This is a genomic window from Paenibacillus sp. J22FR21 (assembly GCF_056269135.1).
Window position 1 is genome coordinate 43,783 of record NZ_JBWDNJ010000010.1, and the last position, 18,264, is coordinate 62,046.

Here is an 18,264-nt window from a genome sequence, read left to right on the forward strand (position 1 = left end):
CAATTCAGGCTTACTATAGAGATACGCAATACAACAAATTCACAGAGGTCAAGGGGGATTCACGTGAACAACAAAGTAAAGGCAGCAGCATCGATTTCACTGATCGCGGCATTGATGTTGACAAGCGCAGCATGCGGTAATTCAAACAACGCAAACGAGAACGGCAGCACTGCAGCAACCAACAATGCGGCAGCAACGAATGAAACAAGCACCAATAACGCCGCGGCAGCAGAGAACACTGCGCCTGCTGAGAAGCCTGATCCGTTTGGCAAGATGGACGAATTGGTTGAATTCACGACAGGGATTTCAATTTCCGCAGAAGCGAAACCGCCTGCCGGAGAGAGCTTTGAGAATAACGATGTACAGAAATGGTTCGAACAGAACTTGAATGTAAAGCCGAAGATGGCATGGTCGACAAGTGACCAGAACTTTGCTTTCGAGCAGAAGGTCAGCTTGCTGATTGCAGCTAATAACATCCCTGACGTGCTGTCGATCAGCGTGGACCCGAATGGTCTGAGCATCTTGAAGAAGCTGATTAAAGCAGACATGATCGAGGATTTGTCTAAAGTATACGAAGATTATGCATCGCCATTCCTGAAAGAAAGCATTGCACTAGGTGGACCTGATGCGCTGAATTCGGTGTCCTCTGATGGTAAGCTCTATGCGATTCCATCGATCGCAGACGTTGAAACGGCAATTCCGGTGATTTGGACACGTAAGGACTGGCTGGATCAAGTTGGTCTTCCTGAACCGAAAACACTTGATGATGTAGAAACAGCGCTTAAAGCATTCAAAGACAAGTTCGGTGCCGGCGTGCTTCCAGCTCAGCAAAATATCTATGGCGCAGACACAAACTCCTTCGACTTCGTATTCGGAGCTTACAATTCCTATCCGGGTCAATGGGTGAAAACAGCAGACGGCAGCGTTGGTTACGGTTCCGTTCAGCCTGAAATGAAAGGCGCGCTGGAAAGACTGGCTAAATGGTATAAAGAAGGCATGATTGCGCCGGATTTCATCATGAACGACAGCAACAAATCGGTTGAAATGATTGCTAAAGGCAAAGCAGGTGTCTTCCAAGGCGCTTGGTGGTCCACATGGTATCCGCTTCCTGACTCCATTAAGAACGATAATAAAGCGAACTGGCAGGCGACTGTACTGCAAGGTGTAGACGGCGTTGCTCACGCTAAAGGTTACGGCGCGGTTAGATCATTTGTAGTGGTGAAGAAAGGCTTCAGCCATCCGGAAGCCATTATGAAAATGTTGAACTATGCACAAGAAGCAAGCACGAAACATCTGGATTGGTACAACAAGCTTACCATTGACGAAGGCGCTAAATATTTGAATGCGAAAATGCCTTTGCTGCCGGTTGGCGTAAGCGCGAAGGATCCGCATGAAATTACGGTTCGTTACAAAGCGATTCAAGATGTCCTAAACGGCACAACGCCTATGGACAAAGCAGATCCGGAGTCCAAAGCACAAGCAACAGCGATTCAGAACTATGAGAAAGCAACAGACAAGTTTGCGGATATGGGATTGTGGAGCCTTGCTAACCAATTCGCGGTCGGCGCAGCAGGTCTGGTGAAGAATCCGGTTCAACAAACACTTCCTGCATTTATCGGTTCGACTGATTTGATGCAGAAGAAGAAAGCTTCCATGGATGACCTGGAGAAGAAGACTTTCCTTGAAATCATTACAGGCAAGAAGTCCATTGAAGAGTTCGATAGCTTCGTTAAGCTGTGGAACGACATGGGTGGTAAAGATATTACGGCTGAAGTGAATGATATCGTAGGTAAATAATTCAGAATATGACTCTTTAACAAGTGCTGAGCTGCCCCCAGCCTCAGCACTTGTTTCATCCGAATTGAGGTGGAATGATGTTGAAGACGAACAGAGTGCGTAGCAAGGAAGCCATCCACTATCACTTCATGTTGTTTCCGAGTATTGTCCTATTGGCTATTTTCAGCATTTATCCAACGCTTGGATCCATTATGGCTTTCAAATATTTTGATCCGATTGCTGGCATATGGGGATCGCCTTGGGCGGGGCTGGACCATTTCAAAATGCTGTTTCAAATACCGGAGTTTAAGCAAATCACCATTAATACCATCACGATCTCTATTATCAAAATCATCCTCAATATTTCTTGCGCGCTTGCTTTCGCTTTGCTGCTGCACGAAATTAAGAAAAAATGGTTCAAGAGATCGGTACAGACGATCGTGTATCTGCCGTTCTTCCTATCGTGGGTTATTATGGCTGGGATATTTAAAGACTTCTTCTCGATTGACGGCCTGATTAACGGCTTGGTTCACAAAATCTCCGGCGGCGAGCCGACCATGTTCTTCAATAACAACACTTGGTTTATGGTCATCATTTATTTAACGGATGTGTGGAAGGGCTTCGGCTTCAATGCCATCGTCTTCTTGGCGGCACTCACGGCCATTAATCCGAATTTATATGAGGCTGCTGATGTAGACGGCGCTTCTAGATGGGCGAAGCTCGTGAATATTACGCTGCCGAGCATCAAAGGTACGGTTGTACTGATTCTGATCCTAAGTCTTCAAGGTATTCTTAGCGGAGGCTTTGACCAAATCTTCAACTTGTACAATCCGTTAGTCTACCAAGTTGCGGATATCTATGACACGTATATTTACCGCATGGGTTTCCAGAGCAATCAATATGAATTTGCTACTGCAGTAGGGCTGTTCCGATCGGCAGTTGCCTTTATATTTATTCTACTCTCACAATGGCTGGCAGAAAAATACGGCGAATATAAGGTGTTCTAGACGATTGGGGTGAAACAGATGGGAATTAGGTTAACGAAAAGCGATATTATCACCAACACGATCATATACGGTATTCTGACCTTGTTGGCCGTCATTACACTTGTTCCGCTGCTCAACATATTGGCCATTTCACTCAGCGACAGTGCCAAAGCAACAGCAGGTCTGGTAACGATTTATCCGCTTGGCCTGAGCTGGAAAACATACACGACGATCTTCCAAGATCACGCCATTCTGACTGCGGCCGGCGTATCGTTCAAACGGGTTATCCTTGCTCTGATCATTAACATGGTGCTGGTTGTCCTAGCTGCTTATCCGCTGTCCAGGAGCAAGAGAGTATTTCGCTCCAGAGGCGTGTACATGTGGATTATTATCGCAACCATGCTCTTTGGACCAAGCGTAGTTCCGATGTTCTTCACCGTGAAGGATATGCACATGCTTGGGACAATCTGGGCGCTTGTCATTCCGGGTGCTGTCGGTCAATTCAATATTATCCTCATGCTGAACTATTTCAGAAATATCCCTGCTGAGCTTGAAGAATCCGCAAGTATAGACGGCGCAGGGCCGTGGCGCAGATTGCTCCAAATCTATATTCCGCTTTCCATGCCGATTATGGCGACCATTGCACTCTTCGTCGTTGTCGGTAACTGGAACGCTTATTATGATGGCTTGATCTATTCCATGACAACGGACGATTTCCCTCTGCAAACCTATATCCAGCAGCTCGTTGTCAAATTCGATACGACGGTACGCGATGTAGAGCAGATCAAGAGCATGGCTTCGGTATCCAACCGCAGTTTGACCGCTGCGAAGCTGGTCATCACCATGATTCCAATTCTGGTTGTGTATCCGTTCATGCAGAAGTACTTCATCAGCGGTATTATGCTGGGCTCGGTGAAAGAGTAGTTTACTAAGCAAGAAGAAGGCCTCGAAGCGTGTTCGCTGAACCGGTTCGGGGTCTTTTTTATTTCTATAGACAATAGGGTGAAAGTAGTGGCATTAATAGGTAGAGGAACAATTATATCCCTAATTAGACGGAGGTAGCTGCAGCATGCTGTATGAGTTGAAGAACATAGAGAGTCGAGCCTTTACGTCGGAAAATAAGACAGGGGCAGTCGGCGCCGGCGGGCAAACGCAGAATGGCCGGAAGGGTTCACCGTGTATTGAAGGTTTCCGGAGGGGTCAGACGATCGAGCTGGTCAATTGCGACGGACCGGGCATAATCCGTCATATATGGATTACGCTGCCGCCGGGTAACATCGATCATATGCGTAATGTCATTATCCGCATGTATTGGGATAATCAGACGCATCCGAGCGTGGAAGCGCCAATCGGTGATTTCTTCGGCGTTGCGCATGGTCGGCAGAAGTCGATGTTATCCGACTGTGTCACGATGCAGAGCGGGAAAGGGCTGAACTGCTGGATTCCGATGCCCTTCAAGAAGAAGGCGATCGTCACGATCGAGAATGACTCCAGCTCTGATGTATCCCTACTGTTCTATCAATTCGATGTGACGCGCGGCGATGAGCTGGACGAGTCGACCGGATATTTTCATGCCCAATTCAGACGGAGTAACCCATGCCCGATGCACGAGGATTTCGTCATCGCGGATAACATTAAGGGGCGGGGCGTTTATCTCGGAACGACTCTTGGCGTGCGCAGCATCTACCGGGATTGCTGGTGGGGAGAAGGCGAAGTGAAGTTCTATATCGATGGCGATTCGGATTACCCGACCATCTGCGGAACAGGCGCTGAGGATTACATGGGTTCAGCATGGGGACTTGATGAGGTATTGACGCCGTATCAAGGTGCTCCGTTGGTCGATCATGACAACGGCCTTTATTCCATCTATCGGTTCCATGTCCGAGATCCGATCTATTTCCAAGATAGCTTGAAGGTAACGGTGCAGCAAATCGGCTATGGCTCCGGTGCCAAAGCTCAGGCTTATTTAGGAGATGATTATACGAGGTATCGGGCGGCAGGTAATGGACCTGATGCGGACGATTGTTATTTTGAGCTAAGTGATGATTATTGTGCGGTTGCTTACTGGTATCAGTCACTGCCTTCGCAGCCGTTTGCCGGCTTTCCCAGCAGGGAAGATCGAATGAAGGATTTGCTAACCGGCTCGGCGGACGGTCCGAAGCGCAGTGACGTGTAAGGAAAAGGCATTAAATCAAGGCGTTATCTGACAAGCACCATCTAAAGCGATGGGCTTGTGAGATAACGCCTTTTTAATGAGTCGAAACAGCAAAATGTCACGGAAACGGAGCAAATGAACCTCTATAATCATCCCCATATTCGACTTAACATAAGGTTATGGATAAACATTAAGGGGAGGTTGAATCGATGCATTTGCATGAATTGACGATGGAGCAGTATCTTTCCTGGGAGCGAGACGGCTACATAGCGATTGAGGATTTTCTAAGCGAGGATGAGCTTCTTGCTTACAACACGGCGATGGATGCAACACTCGCGGCTTGGAAGGCTAAAGGGAATGCCATGCCGCCTAATATCGATAAGGTGAGCAGCGTTATTGAGCATGGGGAGATTTATCTTGCGTTGATGGAGCATCCACGGATGATGGGCATTATGCGGGATGTCATTGGCGATGCCTTCACAATGATTGACAATGAACTGTTTATCAAGCATCCCGGACAAGTGACGCATGCGAATTGGCATAGGGATACGGCAACGACGATGCTAATTGGAGGGAAGCGGGTGCCGTTTATGGTGAAGGTGTTCTATTTTACGGCTGACGTGCCATACGATGGAGGCTGCCTCTCCTTCCTGCCGGGAAGCCGGCATATGCATGATGATGTGCTGCCATCTGACCAAGCGGGCGGACAAATGCCCGGTCATGTACGGATGAACGTGAAAGCAGGAACGGCTGTCTTGTTCGATGGGGCCACCTATCACGCCGCAATGGATAATACCTCAAATCAGCAGCGGAGATCGCTGATTTACAATTATGGTCCGCTGTTTCTCAAGCAATGGCCGGGTTATGAACCAGGCGCTGCGCTGCTAGGTAATAAAGAGAACACGCCGCTGCGAAATATGCTGCTAGGCGCCTGCCCGTGGCCGCGTGATCCGCGTGTATTCCAATAAAGAGGTGATGAAATGGAGAATCTCTTGCTTCGGCTGCTTACATGTCGAGAGAGACCGATTCGTGTGGGCATTGCCGGTGCCGGCAGATTCAGCACCGGACTGGCCATTCAAGCTGCGCGAATGAAGGGGATGCAGATTGCGGTTGTCTATGATGTGAATCCGTCCTACGCAGTAGAAATGTATATGGCAGCCGGATTCGCCAGAGACGAGATCAAGACTGCGGATTCTAAGGCTGCTATTCAAGCAGGGATTGAGGCTGGTAAACCCGTCATTGCGATGAATCCATTCGATATGCTGAGCTGCGATCTCGAAGTCATCGTGGATTCGACGGGCTTGCCCGTATTCGGGGCACAGTTCGCCTACGAGGCACTTCGCCATAAGAAGCATGTAGTGATGGTCAATATTGAAGCAGATGTTGGCGTTGGCGCTGCGCTTCGCAGCGTTGCCGAACAGGAAGGCGTCATATATACGCTTGCCGACGGCGATCAACCAAGTTTAGCCAAGGGGCTGTACGATTGGGCGCGGACCTTAGGGTTTGACGTGCCGGTGCTCGGCAAATGGATGACCGTTCATTCACAGGAGGAAGTCGACCGCAGATTAAACGATCGAGAAGCGATGCACGACACCGATATTGCGTACTGGGACGGTTCCAAATACCAAATCGAGATGGCGTGCATGGCTAATATGACTGGTTACGTACCGGATGTTCCAGGCATGCACAAGCCCCGAGTGCCGCTCTCGCAAATTCCCGAGGTGTTTCGTTTACGGGAGGAGGGAGGGATTCTTCACCGTCATGGAGTCGTCGATGTCGTTGATTTTCGCGAAATTGGCGATGTCAGCCATGATCATCTGAACGGCGGTGTCTTTATCGTCATTGGCAGTACTGATCCTTTCGTACAACGTCAGCTGCGGGATAAGGGGATACCGATGTCAACGGATGGATCTCAAGGGGTTATCTATCGCGCGCATCACTTCGTAGGGATGGAAACGCCGATATCGATTGCAAAGGCCGTTCTGCTCGGTGAAGCTACAGGAAGTCCGCAGCTTAAAGCGACAAGCGATGTCGTGGCTGTCGCCAAACGAACGATTAAGGCAGGGGAAGCACTCGATGGAATGGGCGGAGAAACGGTCCGTGCTCATCTGGTAGCGGCGGTAGGCACCTCTTCAGAGGACGGACTGCCTTATGCACTCGCTCAGAACGTGATTGCCAGAGTAAACATCCCCAAAGGGACGATTATTACTTATGGCATGCTGCGGGAACGCGGCTCTGATTTTATTTGGCAGCTAAGAGAAACGCAAGATGGACTGCGCACATTCTAGCAAAGACAAGAACAATCCTAACGCCTAAGCGGCGAAGCGGATTGTTTTTTGTTTACACATTATCGTGCGACTGTCATTGAAATGTGCAAGTTTTCATTGCTCACTCTCATAGGAAAGGGATCTATTCTTTTCTATACTAAATGTAACAAATCAGGAGGGGGTAACAAGTTGGAGGCGCAGCAATCCATCATTGCGGCGACGGCACAAACAAAGCGAGCAGCAAAGCCGAAGCTGATCGAGACGCTAAGAAACCAATGGGATTTGCAACTTATGATCATCCCTTCCATCGTTTTCATCTTTGTATTTAGTTACATTCCGATGTACGGTGTGCTGATGGCGTTTCAGGACTACAACATGTTTGAAGGTTTCTGGGCAAGTCCTTGGGTAGGGTTTAAGCACTTCAAGATGTTTGTTGAGGCGCCTGAATTTTGGCAAATCATGCGCAACACGATTGCGATCAGCCTGCTTAAACTGTTCTTCGGATTTCCGGCCCCGATCTTTCTGGCACTGATTCTCAATGAGGTCAGAAGTATGGTGTTTAAGCGGATTGTCCAAACGGTAAGTTACCTGCCTCACTTCCTCTCTTGGGTTATTGTGGCCGGCTTTGCGATGTCTATGCTTTCCACGGATAACGGCAGTATTAACATCCTTCTGCAGGAGCTGCATTTGATTGAGGAACCGATTAACTTCTTGTCCATGCCGGAATACTTCTGGACAATCGTGGTTACTACGGGCATCTGGAAGGATATCGGCTTTGCGACGATTGTTTACCTTGCGGCGATTGCCGGTGTTGACCCGCATCTGTACGAATCGGCCTCCATAGACGGGGCAAGCCGCTTTAGGATGATGATTCTCATCACGCTTCCTTGTATTATGCCGGTTGTGATCATCTTTCTGATCCTGGCGGTAGGAGGAATATTGAATGCGGGCTTCGATGATCTGCTGCTGCTTGGCAACAATCCGATTCTAAGAGATGTATCCGATGTCATCGATACCTATGTGTATCGCATTGGTATCTTGAGCAATCGGTACTCTTACGCGACAGCAGCTGGACTGTTCAAAGCCGTTATCAGTGTGGGGCTGCTCGTTCTGGCTAACCGCGTGGCGCGACGTCTTGGCTCAAGTTTGTGGTGAACCGCGGGAGCTCAGCAGCTTGGAATAGGAAGGAAAGGGGCGACCAGTCATGCATTTAAGCGGCGGAGACCGCGTTATGCAACTGTTTATTTATAGCTTTCTCGTCATTCTTGCATTCGTTACGTTGTATCCGTTCTGGAACAGTTTGGTCATCTCACTCAATTCCGGGACCGATACGACACTAGGCGGCATCACTTTCTGGCCGCGTGACTTTACGCTGGTAAATTACCGAATCGTTTTTAAGGATGAACGTCTGCTGCAAGCATTCTCCGTATCGGTCTTACGTACGGTCATCGGTACGGCCATGGCGATCTTCTGCACGGCAATCTTCGCTTATGCCATGTCTCGCAGGGGAGTAGCCGGCAAGAAGTTTTACATGGTCTTCTGTATTATCACGATGTATTTCAGCGGGGGATTAATTCCATTCTTTCTGCTTTGCCGTTCTCTGGGCATGATGAACTCCTTCTGGGTCATGATTATTCCAGGCTTGATAAGCGTATGGAACATGATTATATTTCGGACCTTTTTTATGGAGCTGCCGGACGGACTTGAGGAATCGGCCAAAATCGACGGTGCAAATCATTTTAGTATCTTCTTCCGCATCTTCCTTCCGTTGTCCGGTCCTGTCGTTGCCACATTATCGCTATTTACGGCTGTTGGCCATTGGAATGACTGGTTTACGGCGACGATCTTCATTAATAATCCGAATCTGATTCCGATTCAAACGCTGCTCAATCAGATTTTGAATTCCAACATCGTTTCAGAGCAGCTGGCTCAAGCTGCCGGGGGCAATGCTTCTGCGCTGGACGCCATGGATCGGTTGAAGACGGTCACGACCAAATCGCTGTCGTCGGCAACGATGATGGTGGCGACACTGCCGATTATTATGGTTTATCCATTCGTACAGAAGTATTTTGTCAAAGGTGTATTGGTTGGCTCACTAAAGGGCTGATCGAATCGTAGGATTGGTGATAAGCTTGGGAAGAGCTTACACATACATGATTTACATTAATCGTTATCAGGGGGAATCCACTTGAAGGCCAGAAGAATGCTCTCGGTAATTCTTGTAAGCATGCTCGGTTCGGCTCTACTGCTTTCTGCATGCAGCAGCGGCAATAACAGCTCGAATAATGGGAAGTCGGCCAATGGCAATGCGACGAGTAAGGAAGGTAATGGCGACGATGTGAAAGCTGTAAAGGAGGAGCCACTGACCTTTACTTATTTCGGCAATTATGACTGGTGGGGACTTGGCACATGGGGTGACAATACCATCTCGAAATGGATAACGGACAACAAGGGTGTTACGGTTAAGGAAGTAGCTACAGGAGGCGCATCGCAAGCCAAGCTTAATACGATGATCGCGTCCAACGAGCTGCCTGATCTCATCTTGATGGATCGCGGACCTGGCGTGGAACGACTTCGTGCCGCGGGAGCTCTCGTGCCGCTTGATGAGTATTTAGACAAATATCCGAACTTCAAGCAATATGTCGGGGATGCGACGCTCAATCTGCTCCGGTCATCTGACGGCAAGCTCTATCAGCTGCCAAACTACTATACGTCTACGCCGAACGGGAACTCGGGCTGGCTGATCGAGAAGAAGATTTATAAAGAGCTTGGATCTCCGGCACTGGAAACCTTCGATGATTTACATGCTTACCTGAAACTTGTCAAAGAGAAATATCCGAATGTCATTCCGCTGGAAATCGATACATCAGGCTGGGGACATCGCATGATCTACACCGGTTTTAAAGAGAATAACCCGCCGATGCTGGTCGACCACTCTGTGTATACCGAAGGCGATGCGTTAAAACCGATTTGGGGCGATCCGGCTTATGCCGAAGCGTTGAAGTACACGAGCTTGCTTTTCAGAGAGAAGCTTATTTCGCAAGATGCGCTTACCCAAACCGGAGATCAGCTTTCGGAGAAATTGGTCAACGGACGCGTTGCCGTCATCGCAGCTGGCGATGCAGCGAACCTCGGGCGTTCACCGGACGAAGAATTGAAGAAGAAAGATCCGGAAGACGGCTATATGGCCATCTGGCCGATTCATAAAGCCGGTCTCGATAAAAACAAAATTACGCCAAACAACTGGAATTCTCTCGGCTGGAACGTGAACGTCATTACGAAGAATGCGAAAGATCCGGAGGCGATTTTCAGATTCCTGGATTGGATGACAAGTCCGGAAGGACAGCAGGTCGTATGGTTCGGTCCGCAAGGCGTACTGTGGGATTCGGTTGACGGGGATGGGATTCCGATTCCGAATGACAAGTGGACAACTATGCCTCCGGAGGAGAAAGATAAGATCGGTTTGCAATCGTATAATTTCGTCGGCAACACTACCTTCATTGATGGCGCTAAAGTGAAAATCGAAATGACGCTGCCTGAAGATAAACGGAACTGGTCGACGGTTCAGCAAACCAATGTGTTCTGGAAAACATCGATGAACGCGACCCAATTCGTCAATCTGGATCCTTTGCCGGATACAGCAGAGGGAATTGCGGCGCAAAGCGTAGGCGAAATTGCGAAGGAAGCATTGGCTAAAGCTATCTTTGCAAAGAATGACGCGGAGGTCGATGAAGTGTTGGCGCAGGCAGAGAAAGACGCACTTAAAGTGGGTTTCGACAGTGTGTTGAAATATAAAGAGAATGCTTGGCACAACAACCAGACCATCGTTGGACAATAATTGTATCTTGCCGGGTACTAGAAGGAGAGTATACTTGAAACTAGGTATACTCTCTTTTTTTACCAAAATGAGAGATGGAAGGGAGAATGGCTGTGTATACTGTGTTGCTTGCCGATGATGAACGACTCGATCTGGAAGGACTCCGAAGGCTTGTCCCATGGGAACGAATGAACATGCAAGTCATTGGAGCTGTGAACAGCGGCTTCGCGGCCCTTGATTTTCTTAACCGGCAGAAGGTCGATATCTTGGTCACGGATGTGCGTATGCCGCGTATGACGGGACTTGAACTTGCACGCTCGGCGCTTGATTTGCAGCCGGCGTTAAAGGTTGTTTTCGTGAGCGGCTTTGAAGATTTTCAGTATGCCAAAACTGCATTGGAAATGGGCGCCAGCAACTATGTGCTAAAGCCGGTAGATGACGAGGAATTCAATCAGGTCATGAACACAGTAAGCATGCAGTTGAACGAGGAGCGAGAGAAGCAGTCGTGGATTGAAACTTACACGCAGTCAATTCCCTATTTGCGCAATGCGTTTATCCGTCAATGGCTGGAAGGCACTGAAACAGGAATAGGAGAACGGAAAGAGCTGTTCATGAAACTGGAACGGCTTGGTCTGAGTAGTTTTAATGCCTCCTATGCCGCAGCAATAATAGAAGTCGACGATGTTTCCTGGAAGCTGGTTACCGGTCAGAATGAGCAGCACCACCGGGATGGGATAGATGAGCTGCAACAATTTGTTACCAACGCATGCGTGGAAGAAGCAATCGGATACCCGTGCAAGGTAGAAACGCATCGAATAGGTCTGGTAGTAGGCGGGGATGATTATGGAACGAAATTGAGGCGGCTGATTCAGAGAGTGAAACAGCAGTTTCAGGCTTCGATTACAATTGGAATTGGAAGCGTTGTCATTTGTCCCGAAGAAGTTCCATCCTCCTATTTGCAAGCACGTAAAGCTTTGCATGCCAAGCTGTTTAGCGGGAAAGGAAAGATCATCACATACGAGGAGCTGGAAGACCAGCCGATTGCAAGCAGCAGTAATTTGGATCAAATTCTGTCCGAACTATTCAAAGCAGCCGCCGACTACGACTTAGTGAAGGTCGACGACTGTTTGCTGGATTTGTTTGCGTTCGCTTCTAAGCTTGAGCAGAAGAGTACCGTGTACAATTTCCTGCTGCATTTGATCTCAAAGCTGGAGCACTATTTGCTTGGCATCAATGAAGATCTCTATCAAATGATCGGACTGGACTATCGTAGTTTGGACATCCTGCATCGTTACGAGACAATCGACGACATCGTGTCATGGTTTCGGCGTAAATTGTTCGAAGTGTCGGAGAAGCTGCATGTGAAGGGACAGAAGAAGAACAGAAAATTGATCGAAGAGGTTCGGATGTATATCGAGCAGCGGTTGGGTACTGATCTGACTCTGAAGGAGGTAGCGGACCACTTTTCCTTCTCCCCGAATCACCTGGGCTTGTTGTTCAAAGAAGAGATAGGAGAAACGTTCAGCAATTATTTAATTGGGGCTAGAATGACCGCAGCTAGGAACCATCTGCAGGATCCTAAGCTAAAAATATACGAGGTCGCGCATAGGGCAGGCTATCAGAACATTGCCTACTTCAGCAGGCAGTTTAAGGAATGGTCGGGCATGACCCCGGGAGATTTCCGCAAGCAATGCTGACGTCGTTTCGATAGAAGGAGGACCACATGGGATGGGGAATAAGCTGTCGTTCCGGTTCAAGCTTATGGTATCCTACATTATTCTGATTATGACGCCTGTTATTATCATTGGCACGTTCTCCTATCATTCTTCCGTAGAATCGGCCAAGAGGCAATCCCGTCAGAATATTCAAGGAACGCTGCTTCAAATGAAAGATAACGTCATGTATCGAATCAAGGATGTCGGACGCGTGTCGGACCAGCTTTATATGGATCAACAGCTGCAGGGCAACTTGAGCATAGAAGAGGACGCTTGGAGCAGCTATGAGACATTGACTAAGCATCTGAAGCCAACCTTTCAGAACGCGATTGACTTATCAACGCTGCATATTAATATGCAGGTGTATATCAAGAACAGGGCGATACCGGAGTATTATTTTACGGCGGAAGATGAGGACCCGCTTGCGCTGGGTAAGCGATACAACCTCTATCAGCTTGATAGGCTGGAAAGCGAAGCATGGTATGAACCCTGGAAAATTTCGACGATCTACGGGGCCAATCAAGAGGTGAAGTGGCTGCAAATCGCAGAGGATAAGCAGTACGGGAATATCTCGCTGCTTCGCAATTTAAACGATTATGCCAAGATCAATCAGATTGGCTTTATTCGCATTACCGCGAAGCTGAGCGAAATATTCGATGCCATCGATTATTTGAAAATCGGCGATTATGCGACATTGGTCGTTTACGATGGGGAGAATAGACCGCTCTTTTCCTCTGGTGACAAGGATACCGCACTGCTTGAGCAGGGTGCAGACAGCGGGAAATCGGATTATCTCCGAATAGACGAACCGCTGGACAGCGGGCTCAACTGGCGAATCGTCGCCTATATTCCGACGCAGCTGCTTGCTGCAAATGCAGATTCCGTACGTCAGATTACGATGCTGGTTTGCTTGATCAGCTTCCTCGTTTTAACGGCTGTGAGTGTTATGGTATCCCGAACTTTCTCCATCCGCATCACCAAAATCATTGCTTCCTTGAACGCCTTTCGAGGCGGTGATTTCCGCAAGCGGATCTCGTACAAAGGAAATGACGAATTCGCCCAAATAGCAGCGGCGTTCAATGACATGGGCAAGAACATAGATGAGTTAATCCGAGAGGTGTACATATCGAATTTAAAGAAGAAGGAAGCAGAGCTTACACTGCTGCAGGAGCAAATCAATCCGCACTTCCTGTACAATACGTTGTCCTCTATCAGCAGGCTTGCCCGGTTCGGTGAAATCGAGCGTCTGCATCAAATGGTCATGGGACTTGCCAAGTTCTATCGGTTGTCGCTTAACGAAGGCAAGACAATTATTTCCGTCGACCGGGAGATCCAGCAGATTCAAACGTATATCGATATTCAGAAAATCAAGTTTGCGGATGGCCTCGATGTGACCACCGAAATTGATCCTGATGTTCTGCCATACAGCACAGTGAAAATGATCTTGCAGCCATTCGTAGAAAACGCGCTGCAGCACGCCTGGAACGGCGACCATATCCATATCCATATTCACGCTTACAAAGACAATGATCGAATCGTATTCACGATTTCCGATGATGGCGTAGGGATGCCCAAGGAAATGATCGATTGTGTGCTTAATCGTGAAATCAAAGGCGGCTACGGTATACGAAATGTGGATGACAGGATAAAACTGCAATGCGGCAGCGCGTATGGCGTGCAAATTCAAAGCGTGTTAGGCGAGGGGACGTCCATACATATTGAAATTCCATGCTTCTATGATCAAGACGGAAACATGGCCGTGGTGAGGGCAGGCTGAGCGGCCGGAATCGGTTCAAAGTGCTAGATTTCGTTGTACAGTCACATTGTTTAGGGGGCGTTCTGAATCTATGATTGGGTTGACGGAAGACCATGGGGGTGAATGATGATCCAAGGATGAGCGTATGCGATGATTGGCAGCTTGAGTGTACACGGATGCGATGGGAGGATTGGCAGCGCTGGTTGACAAAAACATTCATTGGGGGAAAAATGATGATTCCTAGTGTTTCACGATGGTTGAAGAAGACGCTGCACGTATTCATGATTGCCGCACTTGCGCTTCCTGTTATGTATGCGGCCAGTTCCGATAAGGCTTTTGCCGCCTCCGCGCCTATCAATGCGAATGCATCGCAAGCGGCGAGAGACCTGCTCGCCTACTTATACAGTATTGAAGATACAAATATATTATCCGGTCAGCACAATTTTCTCGAGAGTCCGGATTATTGGACGGATCAGGTTTATGCCATAACGGGCAAATATCCTGCCGTTCACGGTTATGAGATGGGTGCCATTTCGGGTCAGACGGAAGCCCAATTGGACGATCAGCGACAAGCCGTCGTCGACAGTGCGATTGACTGGTACGAGAACGGCGGGATCGTAACGATGATGTATCACGCGAATAAGCCGGGAACGGGCTACTGCTGGGCGGAATGCGTGCAAGCAGGTACCAGTGAAACCGAGTTTAATCAAATCGTTACACCGGGAACCACGGCGTATAACCAGTTGATTGCCAACATCGATCTCGTCGCAAGCTACCTGGAACAGCTAAGGGATGCAGGTGTGCCGGTTCTGTGGAGGCCATTCCATGAAATGAACGGCGGCTGGTTCTGGTGGGGGCAACAACCCAATTATTATAAGCTGTGGGACATTATGTACGATCGTTTCACGAACTACCACGGCCTTAATAATTTGATCTGGGTGTGGAATGCCAATACGCCGAACACTCCATGGGGTGCTCCGTATTCAACCTACTTCCCTGGCATCGATAAAGTCGATGTGCTTGCCGTCGATGTGTATAACAACGATTATCAGCAGAGCTATCATGACGATCTGCAGACGCTATCGCAAGGAAAAATCATTTCGATCGGCGAGTGCGGCGAACATCCAAGTCCTTCTACGCTTGCCACATCGCAAACGAAATACCGCTGGTTCATGACCTGGGGCGAATTCTTAACGAACGGCAATACAAATGCGCAAACCCAAGCGCTCTATAGCAATTCCCGCGTACTGACACTCGACGAGGTGAACATTGTACCCGGCTCCGGCGGTGTTGGCGGGGGTGGACCGGGTACGGTTGACGACTCTGTAACAGGTACAGGATTGAACCAGTTCGAATACGTCGGAACGTGGTCTGCAACCACTGGCAGCAGTGTGAAATACAACGGAGGAGATCATTATTCGCTGACGACAAACAGCTACTATCAGGTGGATTTCAATGGCACGGGCATTAAGCTTTACGGAACGAAAGACGCGCATCATGGCATTGCGGCAGTTTCCATTGATGGAGGAACAGAGGTCGACGCCGATTTCTATGCGGGGACCCGCGCTGACAACACGTTGATCTGGACTGGTCCGACACTGACGGCAGGCACTCATACGTTGAAGGTAAGGGTGAAGGGCACGAAGAATGCAAGCTCCACCGGTTATGTAGTGACTGCCGACCGTGTCGTCATCGATTCGGATACCCAAGCACCGACGGCACCGACAAGCTTAACGTCTCCATCGCAGACGCAAACATCTATTAATTTGTCCTGGAGTGCTTCAACCGACAACGTCGGCGTCACCGGCTATGATGTCTATCGAGGTTCGACCTTGGCGGGAACGACGACAAGCACATCATATAGTGTAACAGGATTAACGGCCGGCACAGCGTACGCCTTCACCGTGAAGGCTAAGGATGGCGCAGGCAATGTCTCTGCAGCCAGCAGCACGTTGAATGTTAGCACGGCATCCGCAGGAAGCGAAGTTATCGTCAACGATGCGACAACAGGCACCGGGTTGAATCAATTCGAGTATGTCGGCACATGGAATACGTCGACAGGAGCGGGCACATATAATGGCGACGATCATTATTCGCTGACGACAAACAGCTACTATCAAGTCGAGTTCAATGGCAAACAGATCAAGCTCTATGGCAGCAAAGATGCCCATCATGGGATCGCGGCCGTATCCATCGACGGAGGAACTGAAGTAGATGTCGATTTCTATGCAGCTTCAAGGACCGATAACACGCTGCTCTGGACCAGCTCGGTGCTGACTAGCGGGGCGCATACCTTGAAAGTGCGCGTGAAAGGGACGAAGAATGCCAGTTCATCCGGTTATGTCGTGACAGCGGATAGAGTCACTATTTTTTCCGAGACGGTCGTGACGACGGATGATCGCGATTCGGCTATTACGTACAGCGGCAGCTGGACGCTTGATAACTGGACCGGGGATTACGCGGATACCGAGAAATACTCGAAATCAACAAATGATTATGCGCAGTTTACCTTTACGGGAAACAAAATCCAAGTTATTGGCTACAAGCAGCATAATTTGGGCAAGGTTGGCGTCTACATTGATGGCGCGCTCGATTCGACTGTGGATCTCTACACCTCGGGAACAGGTCCGCAGCAGACGGTGCTGTATGAGAAAGCAGGCTTAAGCAGCGGATCGCACACGATAAAGCTGGTTGTGACCGGTACGAAGAATAGTTCATCCTCTGACTATTATGTCGTACTCGATGCGTTCAAAGTATTTAATTAATGAGGTAGCGTAACGCGCTGGAATGCGCTGGAATGACAAGAGAGACGCCATGGAGATGAAATGGCGTCTCTTTGTGCTAGAAGCAAACCGGAGGGATGACTATGGTTACGACAAGCATGGCATCAACGTTCGCTGAAGGGATAATGCCTGCAAGCAGCGAGCTGTGTTTGATCAATCAGAATGTGGAATGGATCGCTTCGCCCGGCGAATTTACAAGATCCCGCTTATTATACGCGATGCTCTCCGGCATTTATTGTGCTAGGAGCAATTATAAACTCGTTCGCGACTTCTATCCGGCATGTGAAGTTATCCATGTGGTTTCAGGCAAAGGATGGTACTTAAAAGGCAAGGATTGGATCGAGATCCATGAAGGAGACAGCGTTATTCAAGATTTACGATACCCGCATGGCTATAAGGCGCATCCGGATGATCCATTCGTTATGAAATATGTTGTTTTTGATGGTATGCCGCTCGTCGAGCTGTGGAATTTGTATTTCACTGATCGGACCATTATTTTGATTTCTCCAGGCCCGAAACATTCGTTGCTGCCGTGTATGGATACCATTATCGCGCTTATGCAGGAGCCGGAGCCGGCATTGGAGCAAGATTATGAAATATCGAAGCTGCTTTATGAGCTGCTGCTTCAAGCACTCGCCTATAGAAGAGGCAAGGGAGGGGACGTCTCGGGGGAAGTGTATCCGGCTGCGCTTCAGCTTGCTAAGCAGTATATGGACGAATCTCTAGCCAGCATCCGGGACATCAGGGAGGTTGCGAACCGGAGCGGGCTGAGTTATTTTCACTTTAATCGCGCATTTAAGCGATATTTTCAATGTACACCAAGGGAATATCTGCTCTTAAATAGAATTAATCATGCTAAGCGATTGCTGCTGCTGTCTCGACATTCGGTTACGGAGGTTGCTTATCGCTCGGGATTCGATAGTTACAGCACGTTTCTACAAAGCTTTCAGAAGGTTGAACGATGTTCTCCAACCGCCTATCGAAAAAATTGGCGGCAGGACTAATGATG

At 48.8% G+C, this 18,264-nt stretch carries 13 protein-coding genes; all 13 read left to right on the forward strand.

Annotated features, from left to right (window positions below):
• Window positions 1-63: 63 nt before the first annotated feature.
• The 13 genes from AC0YNS_RS27185 (at window position 64) to AC0YNS_RS27245 (ending at window position 18,259) form a co-directional block, all read left to right on the forward strand.
• Entirely contained in the window at window positions 64-1,797 is a 1,734-nt protein-coding gene (locus tag AC0YNS_RS27185; protein WP_475784070.1) for a type 2 periplasmic-binding domain-containing protein, read from the forward strand.
• An 80-nt stretch (window positions 1,798-1,877) separates the two neighbouring features.
• Window positions 1,878-2,783 carry an ABC transporter permease gene (locus AC0YNS_RS27190; protein WP_475784071.1) on the forward strand — a complete coding sequence of 302 codons (906 nt, stop codon included), beginning with the start codon at window positions 1,878-1,880 and terminating at the stop codon, window positions 2,781-2,783.
• A gap of 18 nt (window positions 2,784-2,801) precedes the next feature.
• Window positions 2,802-3,686: a carbohydrate ABC transporter permease gene (locus AC0YNS_RS27195; protein WP_475784072.1), complete on the forward strand. Its 885-nt coding sequence runs from the start codon at window positions 2,802-2,804 to the stop codon at window positions 3,684-3,686.
• Between the two features lie 145 nt (window positions 3,687-3,831).
• Window positions 3,832-4,938: a glycoside hydrolase family 172 protein gene (locus AC0YNS_RS27200; protein ID WP_475784073.1), complete on the forward strand. Its 1,107-nt coding sequence runs from the start codon at window positions 3,832-3,834 to the stop codon at window positions 4,936-4,938.
• Between the two features lie 188 nt (window positions 4,939-5,126).
• Entirely contained in the window at window positions 5,127-5,885 is a 759-nt protein-coding gene (locus AC0YNS_RS27205; RefSeq protein ID WP_475784074.1) for a phytanoyl-CoA dioxygenase family protein, read from the forward strand.
• A gap of 12 nt (window positions 5,886-5,897) precedes the next feature.
• Window positions 5,898-7,205 carry an NAD(P)H-dependent oxidoreductase gene (locus AC0YNS_RS27210; protein ID WP_475784075.1) on the forward strand — a complete coding sequence of 436 codons (1,308 nt, stop codon included), beginning with the start codon at window positions 5,898-5,900 and terminating at the stop codon, window positions 7,203-7,205.
• Between the two features lie 270 nt (window positions 7,206-7,475).
• Window positions 7,476-8,339: an ABC transporter permease gene (locus AC0YNS_RS27215; protein ID WP_475784186.1), complete on the forward strand. Its 864-nt coding sequence runs from the start codon at window positions 7,476-7,478 to the stop codon at window positions 8,337-8,339.
• A 49-nt stretch (window positions 8,340-8,388) separates the two neighbouring features.
• The gene (locus tag AC0YNS_RS27220) at window positions 8,389-9,291 is read left to right on the forward strand and encodes a carbohydrate ABC transporter permease (RefSeq protein ID WP_475784076.1); all 903 of its coding nucleotides are present in this window, start codon (window positions 8,389-8,391) and stop codon (window positions 9,289-9,291) included.
• A gap of 81 nt (window positions 9,292-9,372) precedes the next feature.
• Window positions 9,373-11,022 carry an extracellular solute-binding protein gene (locus AC0YNS_RS27225; protein ID WP_475784077.1) on the forward strand — a complete coding sequence of 550 codons (1,650 nt, stop codon included), beginning with the start codon at window positions 9,373-9,375 and terminating at the stop codon, window positions 11,020-11,022.
• A gap of 92 nt (window positions 11,023-11,114) precedes the next feature.
• Complete coding sequence (locus tag AC0YNS_RS27230) at window positions 11,115-12,698, forward strand: response regulator (protein ID WP_475784078.1); 1,584 nt, start codon at window positions 11,115-11,117, stop codon at window positions 12,696-12,698.
• Window positions 12,699-12,729: 31 nt separating this feature from the next.
• On the forward strand, window positions 12,730-14,493 hold the full coding sequence (locus tag AC0YNS_RS27235) for a sensor histidine kinase (RefSeq protein WP_475784079.1): 1,764 nt from the start codon (window positions 12,730-12,732) through the stop codon (window positions 14,491-14,493).
• Between the two features lie 209 nt (window positions 14,494-14,702).
• Window positions 14,703-17,237 (forward strand): glycosyl hydrolase, encoded by a 2,535-nt coding sequence (locus tag AC0YNS_RS27240; RefSeq protein ID WP_475784080.1) that lies wholly within the window; start codon window positions 14,703-14,705, stop codon window positions 17,235-17,237.
• A 101-nt stretch (window positions 17,238-17,338) separates the two neighbouring features.
• The gene (locus AC0YNS_RS27245) at window positions 17,339-18,259 is read left to right on the forward strand and encodes a helix-turn-helix domain-containing protein (RefSeq protein WP_475784081.1); all 921 of its coding nucleotides are present in this window, start codon (window positions 17,339-17,341) and stop codon (window positions 18,257-18,259) included.
• Window positions 18,260-18,264 lie beyond the last annotated feature (5 nt).